The organism is Chloroflexota bacterium, from assembly GCA_016887485.1.
In the GTDB taxonomy this organism is placed as follows: domain Bacteria; phylum Chloroflexota; class Anaerolineae; order Anaerolineales; family Anaerolineaceae; genus Brevifilum.
Window position 1 is genome coordinate 2533163 of sequence record CP069394.1, and the last position, 15151, is coordinate 2548313.

Genomic DNA, 15151 nt, shown 5'->3' on the forward strand with positions numbered 1-15151 from the left:
ATGAAGAAAACAGCATCGCTGCCAGATTCATTGAAGGTAAATAATCGCCAGGGGCATCGGTTTGTCCCTGGCGTTTTCCTATCCCAGCAGCGATCAATTCTCTTAATTGTCGGGCTGCTATTCGCCCTCCTGACCGGCTGGGTATGTCCGGTTGTGCGGGCCCAATCGGCCGCAGCTGTCGTGGTGCATCCCCCTGATCTGAGCACTTTCCCCGTTATCGAATTCGAATTTAAGGCTTTGGATGCCAACAGCCAGCCACTAGGTGGCTTTGGCGCAGATCAGGTGCAGGTGATCGAGAATGGGAAAGCGCTGCCGGTGGATGCCCTGATTGAGGAGTATCGGGGTGTGCATTTTACCCTGGCGATCAATGGCAACCGGGAGATGGATTTGCGGGATGATTCCGGGATTTCACGCTTTGAAAAATTGAGTGCCGCTCTATCGGATTGGGCACGCAGCAGTTCCTTGAAGGGAGATGATGCCTGGTCGATCGTGACCAATGAGGGCACTCAGGTGGATTGGACGACAACTCCCCGGACGTGGATGAACGGCCTGGCGACCTATCAACCCAATTTCAGGCTGATGGAACCGGATCTGGCGAGTTTACAGCTTGCGATTCAGACTATGCTGGATGAGCACATTGATTTTGGCGTCAATCAGACGATCCTGTATATCACGCCGCCACCGGAACCAGCCCAAATTGAGTCACTCAATGCGTTGACGCAGCAAGCCCGAAACCAGGGCATCCGGGTGGATGTCTGGATGGTGGGTGACAGCTATTATTTGAGTAATGATCAGGGTGGGGCCTTGGTGGCCCTGGCCGCAAACACGGGTGGTGATTTCCTCCAATTTGACAGATTGCAGGGCATCCCGGATTTGAACGGTTTGCATGCCGCGCTGGGCCGGGTAGAAAGTGCGACCTATACATCGAATATCGCTGAGTCTGGAACATTCACGTTGGGTGTATCGGTGGACCTCGGTGACCTGGTTGTTGAAGGGGAAGGGCAGCCATTTACGATTAATGTGTTGGCGCCTAATCCGATGCTGCTCTCACCACCGATCCTTGTGGAACGAACCTGGGGGACTGCTGGAGATACGCAAACTCTGGAACCTGACACTCAGACAATTGAGATCCTGGTTCAATTCCCGGATGGCTATCCTCGTGCGCTGGAATCCAGTCGGCTGCGGGTGGATGGCGTCGTGATGGACATTAATACCAATGAACCTTTTGATAGTTTCAAATGGGACCTGGGAGCATATGAGGAATCGGGTGAACATTTCATCCAGGTGGAAATTACTGATCAGTTGGGGCTGACTGCCGAGACGATCTCTTCGCCAGTTGAGGTGCGGATCGTGACACCTGAAATTGCACCAGGCTTTGATTGGTTGAAAGCGGGCGGCATCGCGGCTGGTGTGATTGCCGGCGCGGCAGTCCTTCTGTTGATCTATTGGCAAGTGCGCCAGGCAGTAAACAGCTATAAAGCAGCCCATCCACGGGCAGTTACGGGAAGTGAAGACAGCCAGACGCCAAGGCCGCTGCCCTTGCTCGAAAAGGCTCCTTTGGCATATTTTGTCCCAGCGCAATCTCTGCTGGGATTGGAAGACCCGGGCGTCATTCCCGTAACACGTCCCCGGTTTGTCCTGCCAGATGATTTGGCAGTCGAATCGCCTTATCTGACTGAGGATAAATGGACGGTGGAAAGGGCCTGGCTGAATAAATTGGACAACCACTTCTGGCTGCACAGCGTGGGTGGCAATGCCGATGTATGGTTGAATGCCCAACAGGTGGGGATGGAATCGGTAGAAGTTAAGCCGGGTGACCTGGTTTATTTTGGCGAACTGGGCTTTAGGTTTACAATAAAAACGGATGAAGACTCCAGAAAAGCCTCTGTTGAAAAATATGAGCCATTTCTATGATTGAAACTGAGAATGCGCACCTCCGCTTTGCAGCGGAAAGCCATCCCGGGATGACCGGGAAACAAAATGAGGACCGTTATGGCGTGACCGCCTTTGAAGATGCGGGGGAAGCACAGGAGCGGTCCGTGCTGGCTGTGCTGTGTGATGGGATAGGGGGGCACCGGGCCGGGGAAGTGGCCGCAGAGATGGGTGTTCGGTTGATTACGGACACCGTGACCGCCGGTGATGGCAGCCAACCAGTAGAAACGCTCTCCGAAGCGATCATTCATGCCAGTCAGGCAATTTATCAGGCCAGCAAGGCGGATAATGGCCGGGCTGGGATGGGGGCGACCTGCGCATGTGCCTGGGTGATTGGGAACAGGCTTTATACAGCAAACCTTGGCGATTCCCGAATTTATTTATTACGAAAGCGACACTTCTTTCAACTTACCACCGACCACACCTGGATCCAGGAGGCGATGGACGCCGGAATAATTGATGCCGAGAGCGGCAACGGCCACCCTAATGCCCACATCATCCGCCGATATTTAGGCTCGAAGACACCCCCGGAACCGGATTTCAGGTTATGGTTCTTTGAAGGAGAGGACGATGAGGCAGCCCGCGCCAATCAGGGGTTGCAGCTTCAGCCAAAGGACCTGATCCTGCTCTGCAGCGACGGGCTCACGGACCTGGTGGATGATAATGCGATCCGGGAAATCTTGATGCATAAAAAGCTGGACAAGGTGCCGGATATTTTGATTGGCATGGCGAATGAACAAGGCGGGCATGATAATATCACGGTCGTTCTGCTGGAGGCCCCAAAAAAGAAATTCAAACCGAAGCGGCCCCGTAAACGGAAATGGATGGTGGGCTGCATAATTATTTTGGCCGTAGTTAGCTTTTTACTCGCCAGCACTGTGGTTGGCTTCCGCTGGTGGAAAGACAGACAAGAGACAACACTTACGCCGACCATCACTGAGCAGGTTACAGAGGAGACCGTGACAGAGCTGCCTGGCGAACCGATGGCTTTGCCAACTCAGACGGCCACGGTTGCTGATGAGGACCAGTCTACAAGCGGGGAAGAGACTTCGCAGCCGACGATTACGCCCTGGCCAACCGATACTCAGGCAGTACCTTAGCCAAATGATCGAATTGCACCCAAAAGTTGGAATAAATCATTAATTTAGGATTAAATGATAGTCATTTGATTTATAATAATGTATAGACCTCAACTATCAGACCAAAATGCCATTACTGCTTGATCGAGCAAGTTAGAGAATTATTTATCTCATATCAGCCAGTGACATTGACAAAGGGGTATATCGCGAAAGTGCATTTTGCAGGGATCCATTGAAAAAATAGTAATAAGCAAGCGATCCCGATTATTGATCAGTGTATATTATATTCAGCGGCAATACCGGGAATTACGAGGATTATTATGAATTCAGTAAATGTTTCCACCTTTATCTGTGACCGCCGAAAAGACCTTGAATATGTCATGGCTGATGGGCTGCGGCTGTGTTCCTGGACTGAAATTAAGAACCTGCGGGATATCTTCAATGATAAATCGCTGGGGAAATTGCAGCTATTATTCGACACCTGCGATACTGACCGGGCTGCGATGAATTGGGAGCTTTGGCCGATGATGCCAATCCCATACAGCAAGGTCTATTGTTCGGTGCTGGCCTGGCTAAGGCTGGTGATCGTCAGGATCTCAGATCAACCCCTCGAATCCTTTTTCTTTGATTTAGAAGTCAATGAAAATAAGTCCGCTTCGATCTTTTTCCCTGTCCCGGAGGATGAGGCCACCGATGGCACTAATTTCTCCAGACTGAATAACGAATTGGCCAGCCTTCAGCGATCGCTGCAAAGGAAGAATATCAAGGTTGAAGAGTTGAATGAGCGGCTGGAGGTTCTGGCCACCATTGATTCTCTGACAGGGCTGTTTAACCGTCGGGCTGTTTTGGGGCGTGCTGAAAGTGAGTTATCTCGGGCAAAACGCACGAAGCTATATTTCGGCCTGGCCATTGTTGACATTGATGATATGCAGAAGATCAACGAGCAATATGGTGAAGCGGTGGGGGACCAGTGTCTGATTGAACTGGCGCGGACCCTTAACATCACCACCCGGAGCTATGACGGCGCTGGCCGGATCGGTGGGGATGAATTCCTGATCTATTTTGCCTTGCCCTCCAAGATTCAATTCCGGCCCGTTTTAGAAAGGGTGCATGAACGGATCAGCAAGATTGAAATTAAGGTGGCAGATGATAAGAACATTCCCATCAAGGCCTCAATCGGGGCCGTGGGGCTGGCAGCGGCGAAATATCCCAACATCAAGGTCTCAGAACTGTTGGTGCAAGCCTTCGAGGCAGTCTATCAGTCCAAGGAATTGGGAAAATTCCAGGTCATATTGAACGTCTATGAAGATTGATCCTTAAGGTGAAATTGGAAGGTGACATTCAGGGTGCATCCCGCCACGGGATGCACCCTTTTTAGATTCCACGCTCTCATCTACCTTGCCCGACCCCGTGATTAATGTTAGAATTCTACTCTCTGGAGGGATGGCCGAGTGGACTATGGCGCCTGTCTTGAAAACAGGTGTGGGTTTGCGCCCACCGTGGGTTCGAATCCCTCTCCCTCCGCCTGGCTGTTTTGGAGGGGCATCACAGACACAATTGAATGGGGAGGTGCCAGAGTGGTTGATTGGGGCCGCCTGCTAAGTGGTTGTTGGGTGAAAGCTCAACCGGGGGTTCGAATCCCCCCCTCCCCGCCTTTGAAAGTAGAAACCCGCACGCGAGTGCGGGTTTTTTGTATTTTCATAGTGGATGTGGTTTTTTAAATTCACACGGATGATATAATGGCTATAATATTGAAGTTGCTCTGGGGGAGACCCTGCCAGAAAAGGATCATCTATGACTCACCCAATCACCACATACTTAAATTCAATTCAAGATAGTTATGATACAAGAACTGCAACAGAGCATACCTATCGGTCGGCATTAGAAGATCTGATAGAAGCGTTGGGTGATGATATCCGGGCAATCAATGAACCTGCGCATGTCCAATGCGGTGCCCCAGATCTGGCAATTTGGCGCGGTGATTTCATAATTGGTCATATAGAAGCGAAGGATGTTGATATTCCCTTGGACCGGGAGGAGAGGACGGAGCAACTTCAGCGGTATCGTCAGGCTTTGGAAAACCTGATCCTCACAAACTATCTTGAATTTCGCTGGTATGTGAAAGGTGAAATTCGACAAACCGTTCAAATTGCGCGTTTGGATTCCCGTGGAAATTTGCAGTTTGAGACTGGTAGCAGAGAGGCATTATCCAACCTGCTCACAGATTTTTTATTACACCAACCTCAGTCCATTAGCAGCCCACGGGAACTGGCTGAACGGATGGCCAGATTGACGCACTTGATCCGGGATGCAATTGTCTCTGCTTTTGATAGCGGAACCGCATCCGACACCCTTACCGGATGGCGGCAGGCATTTGCCAGTGTCCTGATTCCCGACCTGGACCAGCCTGAACACCTTGGACAGTTTGCGGATATGTTTGCCCAAACCTTGTCATATGGGCTCTTCACGGCGCGCATCATGCATCAGACCGGGGATTTCAACAGGCATACAGCCCAGGGATATATTCCCAAGACCAATCCATTTTTGCGTGATTTCTTTAGATATATCACCGGACCAGACCTTCCCCAAGAGCCTTATGGGGGTTATGTGGAGGACCTGATCCAGCTATTAGCGCTTTCAGATATGCATGCTATTCTGGCTGATTTTGGACGGGGCAACCGGCAAGACGACCCGATGATGCACTTTTATGAAACCTTTTTGGCGGCGTATGACCCTCAATTACGAGAGAAACGCGGTGTATATTACACACCAATGCCCGTCGTCTCCTTCATTGTGCGTTCAGTGGATGAGCTTTTGAAGACTCGATTTGATTTGCCGCGCGGTCTGGCGGATATCACCCGGCTGCCCGATGGCACGCCCAAGGTTTTGGTTCTGGACCCGGCTGTTGGAACCGCCACATTCCTCTATGCTGTGATTGACCTGATCCGGGAAGAGTTCATGGCGCGCAATGATGCGGGGTCCTGGTCATCTTACGTGCGAGACCATTTGCTGGACCGGATCTTTGGGTTTGAAATCATGATGGCGCCTTATGCCGTGGCACATTTTAAATTGGCTTTGGAATTGGCGGCTTATGATTTGGATTTGCCGGAAGAACAACGCCAACGCTGGGCATATGATTTTCAGAGTGATGACCGAATCCAGATCTATTTGACCAATACTTTGGAGGTGCTGCCTGAGGAACCGCCCAGTTTGATCGGTCCGATGAAATTTGTTACTAAGGAAGCTAAGGCAGCAGATGCGGTTAAACAGGAAAAACCCATTATGGTGGTATTGGGGAATCCACCCTATTCGGTGAGTTCTGCCAATAAAGGCGAACATATTGAGGACCTAATGGATAGGTATAAAGAGGCTGTTAGGGGTGAAAGAAACATACAACCCCTTTCTGATGATTATATAAAGTTCATTCGCTTTGCTCATGATCGAATTGAGCGAAGCGGTTATGGCATTGTTGCGATGATCACCAATAATTCGTTTTTGTCTGGCTTGATTCATCGAGGAATGCGAAAAGAATTATCTAATTCTTTTAATGAGATTTTTATTGTGAACTTACATGGAAATTCACTTTTAGGAGAGATCAATCCAAAAGGTGGAATCGATGAAAATGTATTTGATATTAGGCAAGGTGTGTCAGTAATATTGATGATAAAGAAAGAGGATGAACAAATCAGCAAAACCAAAATTAATTATGCTGATTTATGGGGAAGACGAGAATATAAATATCGAAATTTATTAACAATGTCCCTTGAAAATGTAAAGTGGGAGAGTCTTAAAATTGATTCACCATATTTCTTTTTCACACCGAAAGACTTTACATTTATTGATGAATATGACATGTATAGAAAACTAGAAAACATTTTTAATACTTATTCAAGTGGTATGAATACTTTACATGATAATTTTGTTATAAATTTCGAAAGAGATAAACTTGTTTCAATGATTGATGATGCTACTAATAAGACTATTCAAAATGGTTTATTTAGGAAAAAATATAACATCAATGATTCAAGGGATTGGAAATTAGAAGATCAAAGACGAATTATCCAAAATTCTACTAAGGCTGTATATAAAAAAGCCATAACGCAATGTGTCTATCGACCATTTGATTTCAGGTGGATTATATTACATGATGATTTTGTTGGATATCCAAGATGGGAAACCACTTACCAATTCTTGTTTCCTAACTCGCTTGGATTAATTACTTCAAAACAATCAAATGGGACAGTATCTTGTTTATGCAGTAAGAAGGTTCTAGGCCAACATAAAATTGTTGATCCTTATAATCGGTCTTACATTTTCCCATTGTACCAATATCCAGAAAATTCTCGTAATACACTATTTGATCTTAATAATCTTTCTCAATGGACAGGAGATCCTTCTAACAATAATCGAATACCTAATTTAAATCCTGATTTTATATCAGAATTATCCCGAAGAATGGGCATAAATTTTGATTCAACACTTTCAGGATTATTCTACGAAATAAACGATAAGTTTGGTCCCGAAGATGTCCTTGCTTATATATACTCAATCTTTCACAGTCCGTCCTATCGTGAACGTTACATGGAATTTCTCAAAATTGACTTCCCTCGCATACCAATAACCTCAGATGTTGACCTCTTTAGGACTTTGGTCTATCTGGGCCGGGAACTGATAAACCTGCATTTGATGGAATCCCCCAAATTGGCTGATCCTGCTATTCGATACCCTGTACCAGGCGATAATGTTGTCGCCGCTCGGGGCGGGTATCCCAAGTACACCTCGCAAGAGGGCGATTCCGAAGGCAGGGTTTACATCAACCGGGAACAATATTTTGAATCCATCCCTCAGGAGGTCTGGGAATTTGAGATTGGCGGTTATCAGGTTCTACACAAGTGGCTGAAGGATCGCCGCGGGCGAGCGTTGGATTATGAGGACCAGCTTCATTATAAAAAAGTCGTGGTTGCGCTTTCTGAGACCATTCGGATCATGGGTGAGATTGATGAGGCTATCCCGGGTTGGCCTCTGGAATAAGTAGTGAGATTGAGAAAGGAGGATAAAAAATGATTGCTGTTTATATTAATTATCCACGCACACGATGTAGTATTCATGTAAATAGCTCGGTCGAAGAGAAGCAACGTCATGATAAAAAAGATCAACGCATTCTAAAAATTAATGTGTTTACAATTAGCAGTTATTTTGAGAAGTTCAAAAAGTTGGAATATAGGTTTGAACCCAGTCAAGAATACAATGATATGTGGCTGGAGGTCGATTTCGGGGATGAAGCCTTCGAGATAGCTGTTGCGAAATATGTTTTGGCCTTAATTGCTGAGAGATACCCAAAAATGGGAAATATACCTCCAGAAATGCATTGAGAAAATAATCTAACCAAAAAACACCCGTATGGGTGTTTTTCTTCAGCGGAGAGGGAGGGATTCGAACCCTCGGTAGCCCCAAGGGCTACAACGGTTTTCGAGACCGCCCCGATCGTCCACTCCGGCACCTCTCCACAAGCAGGCATCCATTATACTCGAAATTGCCGTGCAGAGTTATAGTTCAAAGCTCGTCAGCCGCTCGGGGAAAGCAATCTCCGGCATATTCGGCACGTTTTTCAGCTTTTCCTGCAAGGCTTCGGCGGCGACCGGCTCACCGTGGATCAGGATGATCCTTTGAGCCTCACCGGCCACGCTGGATGCGTATTGGATCAATCCGCCCTGGCCGGCATGCGCTGAGAACCCATTGATGGTCTCCACCTGCGCTTTGCGGTAATAGGTCTCGCCAAAGATGCGCACTTCCTTTTCCCGGTCGGCCAGGCGGCGGCCCAGGGTGTGGGGGGCTTGCCAGGAGACGATCAGGATCGTGTTGCGTTCATCGTCGATATTGTTCTTGATATGGTGCAGGATCCGCCCGGCTTCCGCCATACCCGAAGCGCTGATGATAATGATCGGGTCCTTGCGGAAGTTCAGCGCTTTGGATTCGTCCACCGAGTGGGTGTAGGTGAGTTGGTCAAAGTCCAGCGCCGGGTGACGGTGTTCGGAGATGAAAGCCCAGGTCTCGCTGTCATAGCATTCCGGATGACGGCGGTAGATCTCAGAGGCGGAGACTGCCAGGGGGCTATCCACAAAGACCGGCACTTTGGGGATTTCGCCTTTTGCCATGAGTTCATTGAGGTAATAGACCAGGGTCTGGGTACGGCCCACGGAAAACGAGGGGATGATGACCTTCCCGCCGCGTCCCACCGTGCGGTTGACGACTTCTTTGATTTCGGCGACGGCGTTCTCAATATTGTCATGCGGGCGGTCACCATAGGTACATTCCATCAACAGGGTATCCACGCTCTTACCGCCGGGGAGGACAGGGTCCCGCAGCAGGGGCTTGTCTGCGCGGCCGATATCGCCGGCGAACCAAAGCCGGTGCGTTTGTCCGTTTTCGGCCAGATCCAGCACGACCGCGGCTGACCCCAGGATGTGCCCGGCTTCAACAAAATGGGCGCGCACGCCGGGGACGGGTTCGAAATCAGCGTCATAGGGGACTTGTTTGAAAAGGGGGATCGTTCGGGCTGCATCCGCCAGGGTGTAGAGCGGCTCCACCGGGGGCAGGCCTTTTTTCCGGCGTTTCTTATTGACATATTTCACATCATATTCATGGATGTGCCCCGAATCCTTCAGCATGATATCCGCCAGGTCACGGGTGGCGTCAGTGGCATAAATTGGCCCACGATAACCCTGTTTGACCAGGTTGGGCAGGTTGCCGCTGTGGTCGATATGAGCATGGGATAGGATTACAGCGTCAATTGAGGCGGGGTCAAAGTCAAAGTTGAGGTTATAGTCATAGGTCCTGGCGCGCTTGCCCTGAAACAAGCCGCATTCCAGCAGCAGGCGTTTGCCGTTGATCTCCAGCAGGTATTTCGAGCCGGTGACGGATTGAGCTGCGCCATAGATGGTTAATTTCATGCCTGGTGACTCTTTCTGCATTGTGGAACAGGGCCGGATTATTGTGAGTCCCCTGTGCCGGATTGTGTTTTGCCTCAGCGTTAGGTGAGGATGCTAGGAGTTGTGAAGATCTTGGCGATTCTTCGGAAGAATTGCCTCAAGCTGAGGTAAACCCGGTTATCGCCGTAATAGCCAAAGAAGGGGAAGACCTTTTCCTTGTTCTGGGTATGATAGGCCCGGAAGATGGCTTTGAAGAATTTGAAGATATTCCCCGTGGACGTGCTGCCTTTATGGATGATGAAGGCTGTATATTCATCGTTGACGATCAGGGGATCGTGCTCCCGGATCAGGTGAAGCCAGAGGGAATATTCAACCACGTCCCCTTTGGTTTCGTTGAACCCGCCGTAGTTTTCAATTGCCTCACGGCGCATGAAGGTGTTCTCGTGTGAGATGAAGTTCATCAGCGAGAGCGCCATTTTTGGGTTCAGGCGGATGAGGCGGGTGTTGGGGATGGTGAATTGCTTCCCCTTGATTTCCACCAGGAAATTGCCGGTCATCCAGACCAGATTTGGCCGCTCACGGAATTTCAGAGCGACTTTTTCAAGCGAGGTTGGGGCTGAGTAATAATCATCGGAATGCAGATAGTGGATCAGATCACCCGTGGCTTCCTTGGTGGCGAAGTTGAGCGCGTTGCCAACGCCTTTAGGCGTGGACTGGATCACTTTGATGGTGTATCTCTCCTGGTTCCTTTTTATATAGTCTTCAATGATTTTCAGGGAGGCATCGGTCGAGTAGGAATCATTGATAATGTGCTCAATGTTCCTGTAAGTCTGCTGTTCAATGCTTTCAAGGGCGCGGCTCAGGAATTTCTCACTGTTATAGGTGCATGTGATTATACTGATTTTAGGGAACGCATTTTCTTCCGTCATTTTTATTCCTCGACCTGCCGTTTGGCAAGCGCTCCTTTTATGGGGGGAATCAATCGGGTTGTTTCTTATTTTAACCCTAATTATGTGATCTGGATGTGGTGGGGGCTCAGTTGGCGGGCTGATTAAGAGTGTCCAACAGGGTCAATGGAGGTAAGGATATCCTGTCCAAACCGGGCAAAGCGATAGGGGACATCCTGCATTTGCTCCTGCAGAGTATTCGCGCAGTCAGGTGCTGCCCAGGCAATCCGGTTGAGGACATCGCGGGGCAAGATCACATCAGAGCCCACTCCGAGCTCGACCCCGGTGACCTTCCGCCATTCCCGCAGCGCATCAATCCGTTTGAGTACCGAATTTTTGGGCCGTTTATGCACGGGTGGGTATTCGGGCGGGGCTTGTTTCCCTTCATTGATGGCTCGCATGATTTTATTACTATAGCGATCCGCCAGGCGTTCACTCAGATTTCTGAGGATATATAGTTCTTCCTTATGCTTGGGGGAAATCTGGGCGATCTCCACCAGCGCCTGGTTGCTGATGACCTTGAAGGGTGGGCGGTTTTGGGATGCAGCCTGTTCTTCCCGGAATTTATATAGGGCTTTCAGCACGGCGGCCTTTTCCGGGCTCAGGTCCCGTGCGCCGCGCAGCTTCCAGAAATCCTCTTCAGAGGATTCGGTGGTGTCTTCAATACCCTGGGTGAGCCTTCGGAAATCTTCCAGAGCCAGCTCCCAGAGGTCTGCTTTTTGGAGTTCAGCACGCAAGAGCTCCTGCAGGGCGACCAGGTAGTGACTGTCCTGACGGGCATATTGCAGCATCTCCGGGTTCAGAGGGCGTTTGCCCCAGTTGGCGCGCTGATACTTCTTATTCATCTTGATGTCAAAGAACTTCTCCAAGAGGGGGCCATAACCGACTTGTTGGAGGCCCAGGATCCGAGCGGCAACCATGGTGTCAAAAAGGTAATCAAAGCGGAATCCGTAATCCCGGAAGAGGCAGATCAGATCATATTCGGCGGCATGAAAGACCTTGAGGATCTTATCCGAATTGAAGATCGGCCCGAGGACAGAGAGATCCTCCAGGGCGAGGGTGTCAATTAAGTAGTCTTTATCGCGGGTGGAAAACTGGACCAGGCAGACTTGTTCCTGGTAGGCATAAAGACTGTTGGATTCAGTATCCACGGCGAGGATATCAGATTGAGCGATTTCTTGTGCAATGTCGCGCAATGTGTTTTGCTGGTCAACCCAGACCAGTTCGGTGTTTTGAAGTGATGTCAACATGCCTTGATTATAGCGTATCCCTGAACGGCGGGAGGAGGTTTATCTGAATTTTGGGCAAAATGCTATAATCGGAATATAAATAGAGAGAATATATTACAAAAAGGAAGATCGTATGAAAGCAGTGATTCAACGGGTGAGCGAAGGTTCGGTGACCGTCGATGGGAAAGTCGTCGCCGAGATTGGTCAGGGACTGGTCATTTTGCTGGGCATTGCCCCGGAAGATACCGTGGAGCTGGCCAAACAAATGGTGGAAAAGATCGCTCATCTGCGGATCTTCGAGGATGACGAAGAGAAGATGAACCTCTCAGCGCTGGATGTGAACGCTGAAGCGATCGTTGTTTCACAGTTCACTCTTTATGCCGACACCAGCCGCGGCCGCCGCCCTTCATTCACTGGAGCGGCCAAGCCAGATCTGGCTAAGCCACTGGTGGAATCCTTCGCCCATTTGCTCACGGACCAGGGCGTGCCGACTCAGACCGGTGTCTTTGGCGCTATGATGGATGTGGCGTTGGTAAATGACGGTCCGGTTACGATTGTGATGGAGTATTGAGATTTAATACCTCTACTTTGTTATTGATTGGGCTTCCCCAAAAAAGAAGGCAAGAGAAAGACAACCCCATCCCGCCTTCGGCACCCTTCCCCTCCCTGAGGGGAAGGGGTGGGGTAGGGGTGAAATTTGCGGGACTTAAAATATTAAGGGTCGCCAATAAGAGGCGACCCTTTGAGTAATTAAGAATACTAATCTTTTACTGATCCTGGGCATCAGCCAGGCGGGCAGCACGCAGGGTGTTGCGGAGGAGCATGGCGATGGTCATCGGTCCAACACCGCCGGGTGAGGGGGTGATCGCCCCGGCCACTTCAACGGCCTCATCGAAATTAACATCGCCAACCAGCCGGTAGCCGCGCTTGACGGAAGGATCATCCACCCGGTTGGTGCCGACATCGATCACAGTCGCACCGGGTTTGATCCAATCGCCGCGGACATAGCCGGGCTTGCCAATAGCTGCCACGAGGACATCCGCCTCTCGAACGGTCGCGGGGATGTCTTTGGTGTGAGAATGGCAGATCGTCACGGTAGCGTTCTCGCGGAGCAGTAACAGGCTGACCGGCATACCGACGATATTGGAGCGGCCCAGCACGACGGCTTTAGCGCCATCCAGCACGGTGCCGTTCTTTTCAAGAAGCACCATCACACCGGCAGGGGTGGCCGGAACGAACAAAGGCTCACGACCTTTTTGGGCCAGGCGGCCGATATTGATCGGGTGGAAGCCATCCACATCCTTTTGGATGCTGATCGTGTTGAGCACCCGCTCTTCATCCAGCCCGGCAGGCAGCGGCAGCTGCACCAGGATGCCGTGGATATCCGAGTCGTCATTGAGCTGCTTTACCAGGGCTTCAACTTCATCCTGGGTTGCCGTGGCGGGCAGTTCATGCCCCACGGATCGAATGCCCGCTTCCTGGCAGGCTTTCTGTTTCATGCGAACATAGACTTTTGAGGCAGGATTATCCCCAATAATCACAGTTGCCAAACCGGGAACGGGTAATCCCTGCTCCTGGCGTTCTTTCACACTTTGTTTCACTTCTTCGCGGATTGATTCCGCAATAGCTTTACCATCGATGATTTTTGCTGTCATTCTGCCTCCGGTTTTCCTAATTTTAAGGATTATACCTGAATCAACAGTTATAATTTCAGCATGACCAAGGAATCGTCCCACTCTAAAACAACTGTCATCGGAATTGCCGGGGGAACGGGTTCCGGAAAGACAACTCTGTCCGAACTGATCCTGGATAATATCGGCCGGGATCGGATGGCTTATCTGCCACATGATGCCTACTATCGTGACCGCAAGGATCTCCCTCTTGCGGAGCGTGCCAAACTTAATTATGACCACCCCGATTCACTTGAAACGGAATTGATGGTGGAGCATATACTTCAATTGAAAGCCGGCAAACCTGTTGAGAAGCCGGTATATGATTTCACCACCCACAGCCGGCGGGAAGCCACCATTCACGTGGAACCCAAGCGGCTGCTCCTGGTGGAAGGTATTCTGATCTTTGCAGAGAAATCACTGCGTAAACTTTTTGACATGAAGATCTATGTGGATACAGACGCTGATCTGCGCATTATCCGCCGGCTCACTCGAGATATCGAAGAGCGCGGCCGCACTGTGCAATCTGTGGTTGATCAATACCTGCAAACCGTCCGGCCCATGCATCTGGAATTTGTGGAAGCCTCCAAACGCTATGCGGACATCATCGTACCGGAAGGCGGGCTGAACACGGTCGCTCTGGATATGGTGATTGCTCGGCTTCAATTCCTATTGGGAGAAGAAATTCTTGACGATTGAGGAACCTATCCAGTCTCCTGAAGAATTGACATCTATCGAAGAGGAAGTCCCTAAAAAAGGATTATCCAAACAGGCGACGAATATCATCCGGGTGCTTGTATTGCTGGCGGTCATCGCCCTGACGGTAGTTCTGCTGATCTATCGCGATCAAATTCAAACACTGCAGGGTTACGGTTTCCCCGGCATTTTTCTTTTTTCCATCCTGGCGAATGCAACCATTTTGATACCTATTCCGGGTGTGATCTTTACCTCGGCGATGGGCGCAGTGTTCAACCCCTTGTGGGTGGCGGTTGCGGCTGGGGCGGGTGCGGCCTTGGGTGAACTATCCGGTTATCTGGCAGGTTTCAGCGGTCAGGCTGTGGTTGAGAATTCGAAGAAGTATGAGCAGGTTGTGCACTGGATGGAAAAATATGGTGATATCACCATATTGGTGCTGGCTTTCATCCCAAACCCCCTTTTCGATCTGGCCGGGATGACAGCGGGGATCCTCAAGATGCCGGTTTGGAAATTCCTCGTGTTTTGCGTGATTGGCAAGATCCTCAAGATGATGATGTTTGCTTATGCGGGTGATTGGGTGATGGGACTGGTGGATCAGTTATTCTAAGGACTTATTTTCGGGGGTAAATTCGGTTAGAATTGACAGGCTTTAAAAAAATGAAATTTGAT

General features: G+C 49.8%; 12 protein-coding genes and 3 tRNA genes. 10 read left to right on the forward strand and 5 right to left on the reverse strand.

Features of this window, described 5'->3' with window-relative positions:
* From JR338_11520 to JR338_11550, 7 genes are all read left to right on the forward strand, one after another.
* On the forward strand, nucleotides 1–1914 hold the full coding sequence (locus JR338_11520) for a hypothetical protein (GenBank protein ID QRN83027.1): 1914 nt from the start codon (nucleotides 1–3) through the stop codon (nucleotides 1912–1914).
* On the forward strand, nucleotides 1911–3032 hold the full coding sequence (locus JR338_11525) for a serine/threonine-protein phosphatase (GenBank protein QRN83028.1): 1122 nt from the start codon (nucleotides 1911–1913) through the stop codon (nucleotides 3030–3032). The genes JR338_11520 and JR338_11525 overlap by 4 nt, the downstream gene beginning before the upstream one ends.
* 299 nt (nucleotides 3033–3331) lie before the next feature.
* Complete coding sequence (locus JR338_11530; protein ID QRN83029.1) at nucleotides 3332–4324, forward strand: GGDEF domain-containing protein; 993 nt, start codon at nucleotides 3332–3334, stop codon at nucleotides 4322–4324.
* Between the two features lie 124 nt (nucleotides 4325–4448).
* Nucleotides 4449–4535, forward strand: a tRNA-Ser gene (locus JR338_11535).
* Between the two features lie 39 nt (nucleotides 4536–4574).
* Nucleotides 4575–4663 (forward strand) — tRNA-Ser (locus JR338_11540).
* Nucleotides 4664–4805: 142 nt separating this feature from the next.
* The gene (locus JR338_11545) at nucleotides 4806–8042 is read left to right on the forward strand and encodes an N-6 DNA methylase (GenBank protein QRN83030.1); all 3237 of its coding nucleotides are present in this window, start codon (nucleotides 4806–4808) and stop codon (nucleotides 8040–8042) included.
* A gap of 29 nt (nucleotides 8043–8071) precedes the next feature.
* Entirely contained in the window at nucleotides 8072–8383 is a 312-nt protein-coding gene (locus JR338_11550; GenBank protein ID QRN83031.1) for a hypothetical protein, read from the forward strand.
* A 46-nt stretch (nucleotides 8384–8429) separates the two neighbouring features.
* On the opposite strand, the gene JR338_11555 is transcribed toward JR338_11550, so the two are convergent.
* From JR338_11555 to JR338_11570, 4 genes are all read right to left on the reverse strand, one after another.
* A tRNA-Ser gene (locus JR338_11555) sits at nucleotides 8430–8517 on the reverse strand.
* A 40-nt stretch (nucleotides 8518–8557) separates the two neighbouring features.
* The gene (locus JR338_11560) at nucleotides 8558–9961 is read right to left on the reverse strand and encodes an MBL fold metallo-hydrolase (GenBank protein ID QRN83032.1); all 1404 of its coding nucleotides are present in this window, start codon (nucleotides 9959–9961) and stop codon (nucleotides 8558–8560) included.
* Between the two features lie 80 nt (nucleotides 9962–10041).
* Nucleotides 10042–10869 carry a glycosyltransferase gene (locus tag JR338_11565; protein ID QRN83033.1) on the reverse strand — a complete coding sequence of 276 codons (828 nt, stop codon included), beginning with the start codon at nucleotides 10867–10869 and terminating at the stop codon, nucleotides 10042–10044.
* A 122-nt stretch (nucleotides 10870–10991) separates the two neighbouring features.
* On the reverse strand, nucleotides 10992–12137 hold the full coding sequence (locus tag JR338_11570) for a ribonuclease D (protein ID QRN83034.1): 1146 nt from the start codon (nucleotides 12135–12137) through the stop codon (nucleotides 10992–10994).
* Nucleotides 12138–12249: 112 nt separating this feature from the next.
* Between JR338_11570 and JR338_11575 the strand changes: the two genes are divergently transcribed.
* On the forward strand, nucleotides 12250–12687 hold the full coding sequence (locus tag JR338_11575) for a D-tyrosyl-tRNA(Tyr) deacylase (GenBank protein QRN83035.1): 438 nt from the start codon (nucleotides 12250–12252) through the stop codon (nucleotides 12685–12687).
* Nucleotides 12688–12883: 196 nt separating this feature from the next.
* Here the strand turns inward: JR338_11575 and folD are convergent, their stop codons facing one another.
* A complete protein-coding gene (gene folD, locus JR338_11580) occupies nucleotides 12884–13771 on the reverse strand; it encodes a bifunctional methylenetetrahydrofolate dehydrogenase/methenyltetrahydrofolate cyclohydrolase FolD (GenBank protein ID QRN83036.1) in 888 nt (295 codons plus the stop codon).
* A 60-nt stretch (nucleotides 13772–13831) separates the two neighbouring features.
* Here folD and udk point away from each other — a divergent pair, with 60 nt between their 5' ends.
* Nucleotides 13832–14485, forward strand: coding sequence for a uridine kinase (gene udk, locus JR338_11585; protein ID QRN83037.1), 654 nt, complete (start codon nucleotides 13832–13834; stop codon nucleotides 14483–14485).
* Nucleotides 14475–15089: a VTT domain-containing protein gene (locus tag JR338_11590; GenBank protein ID QRN83038.1), complete on the forward strand. Its 615-nt coding sequence runs from the start codon at nucleotides 14475–14477 to the stop codon at nucleotides 15087–15089. The genes udk and JR338_11590 overlap by 11 nt, the downstream gene beginning before the upstream one ends.
* The last annotated feature ends 62 nt before the right edge of the window (nucleotides 15090–15151 follow it).

Excerpts from the sequence above, each read along its gene's own strand:
- JR338_11560 (QRN83032.1), bottom strand. The coding sequence starts at position 9,961 with ATGAAATTAACCATCTATGGCGCAGCTCAATCCGTCACCGGCTCGAAA.
- JR338_11545 (QRN83030.1), top strand. The coding sequence starts at position 4,806 with ATGACTCACCCAATCACCACATACTTAAATTCAATTCAAGATAGTTAT.
- JR338_11570 (QRN83034.1), bottom strand. The coding sequence starts at position 12,137 with ATGTTGACATCACTTCAAAACACCGAACTGGTCTGGGTTGACCAGCAA.
- JR338_11565 (QRN83033.1), bottom strand. The coding sequence starts at position 10,869 with ATGACGGAAGAAAATGCGTTCCCTAAAATCAGTATAATCACATGCACC.
- folD (QRN83036.1), bottom strand. The coding sequence starts at position 13,771 with ATGACAGCAAAAATCATCGATGGTAAAGCTATTGCGGAATCAATCCGC.
- JR338_11550 (QRN83031.1), top strand. The coding sequence starts at position 8,072 with ATGATTGCTGTTTATATTAATTATCCACGCACACGATGTAGTATTCAT.
- udk (QRN83037.1), top strand. The coding sequence starts at position 13,832 with ATGACCAAGGAATCGTCCCACTCTAAAACAACTGTCATCGGAATTGCC.
- JR338_11575 (QRN83035.1), top strand. The coding sequence starts at position 12,250 with ATGAAAGCAGTGATTCAACGGGTGAGCGAAGGTTCGGTGACCGTCGAT.
- JR338_11530 (QRN83029.1), top strand. The coding sequence starts at position 3,332 with ATGAATTCAGTAAATGTTTCCACCTTTATCTGTGACCGCCGAAAAGAC.
- JR338_11525 (QRN83028.1), top strand. The coding sequence starts at position 1,911 with ATGATTGAAACTGAGAATGCGCACCTCCGCTTTGCAGCGGAAAGCCAT.
- JR338_11520 (QRN83027.1), top strand. The coding sequence starts at position 1 with ATGAAGAAAACAGCATCGCTGCCAGATTCATTGAAGGTAAATAATCGC.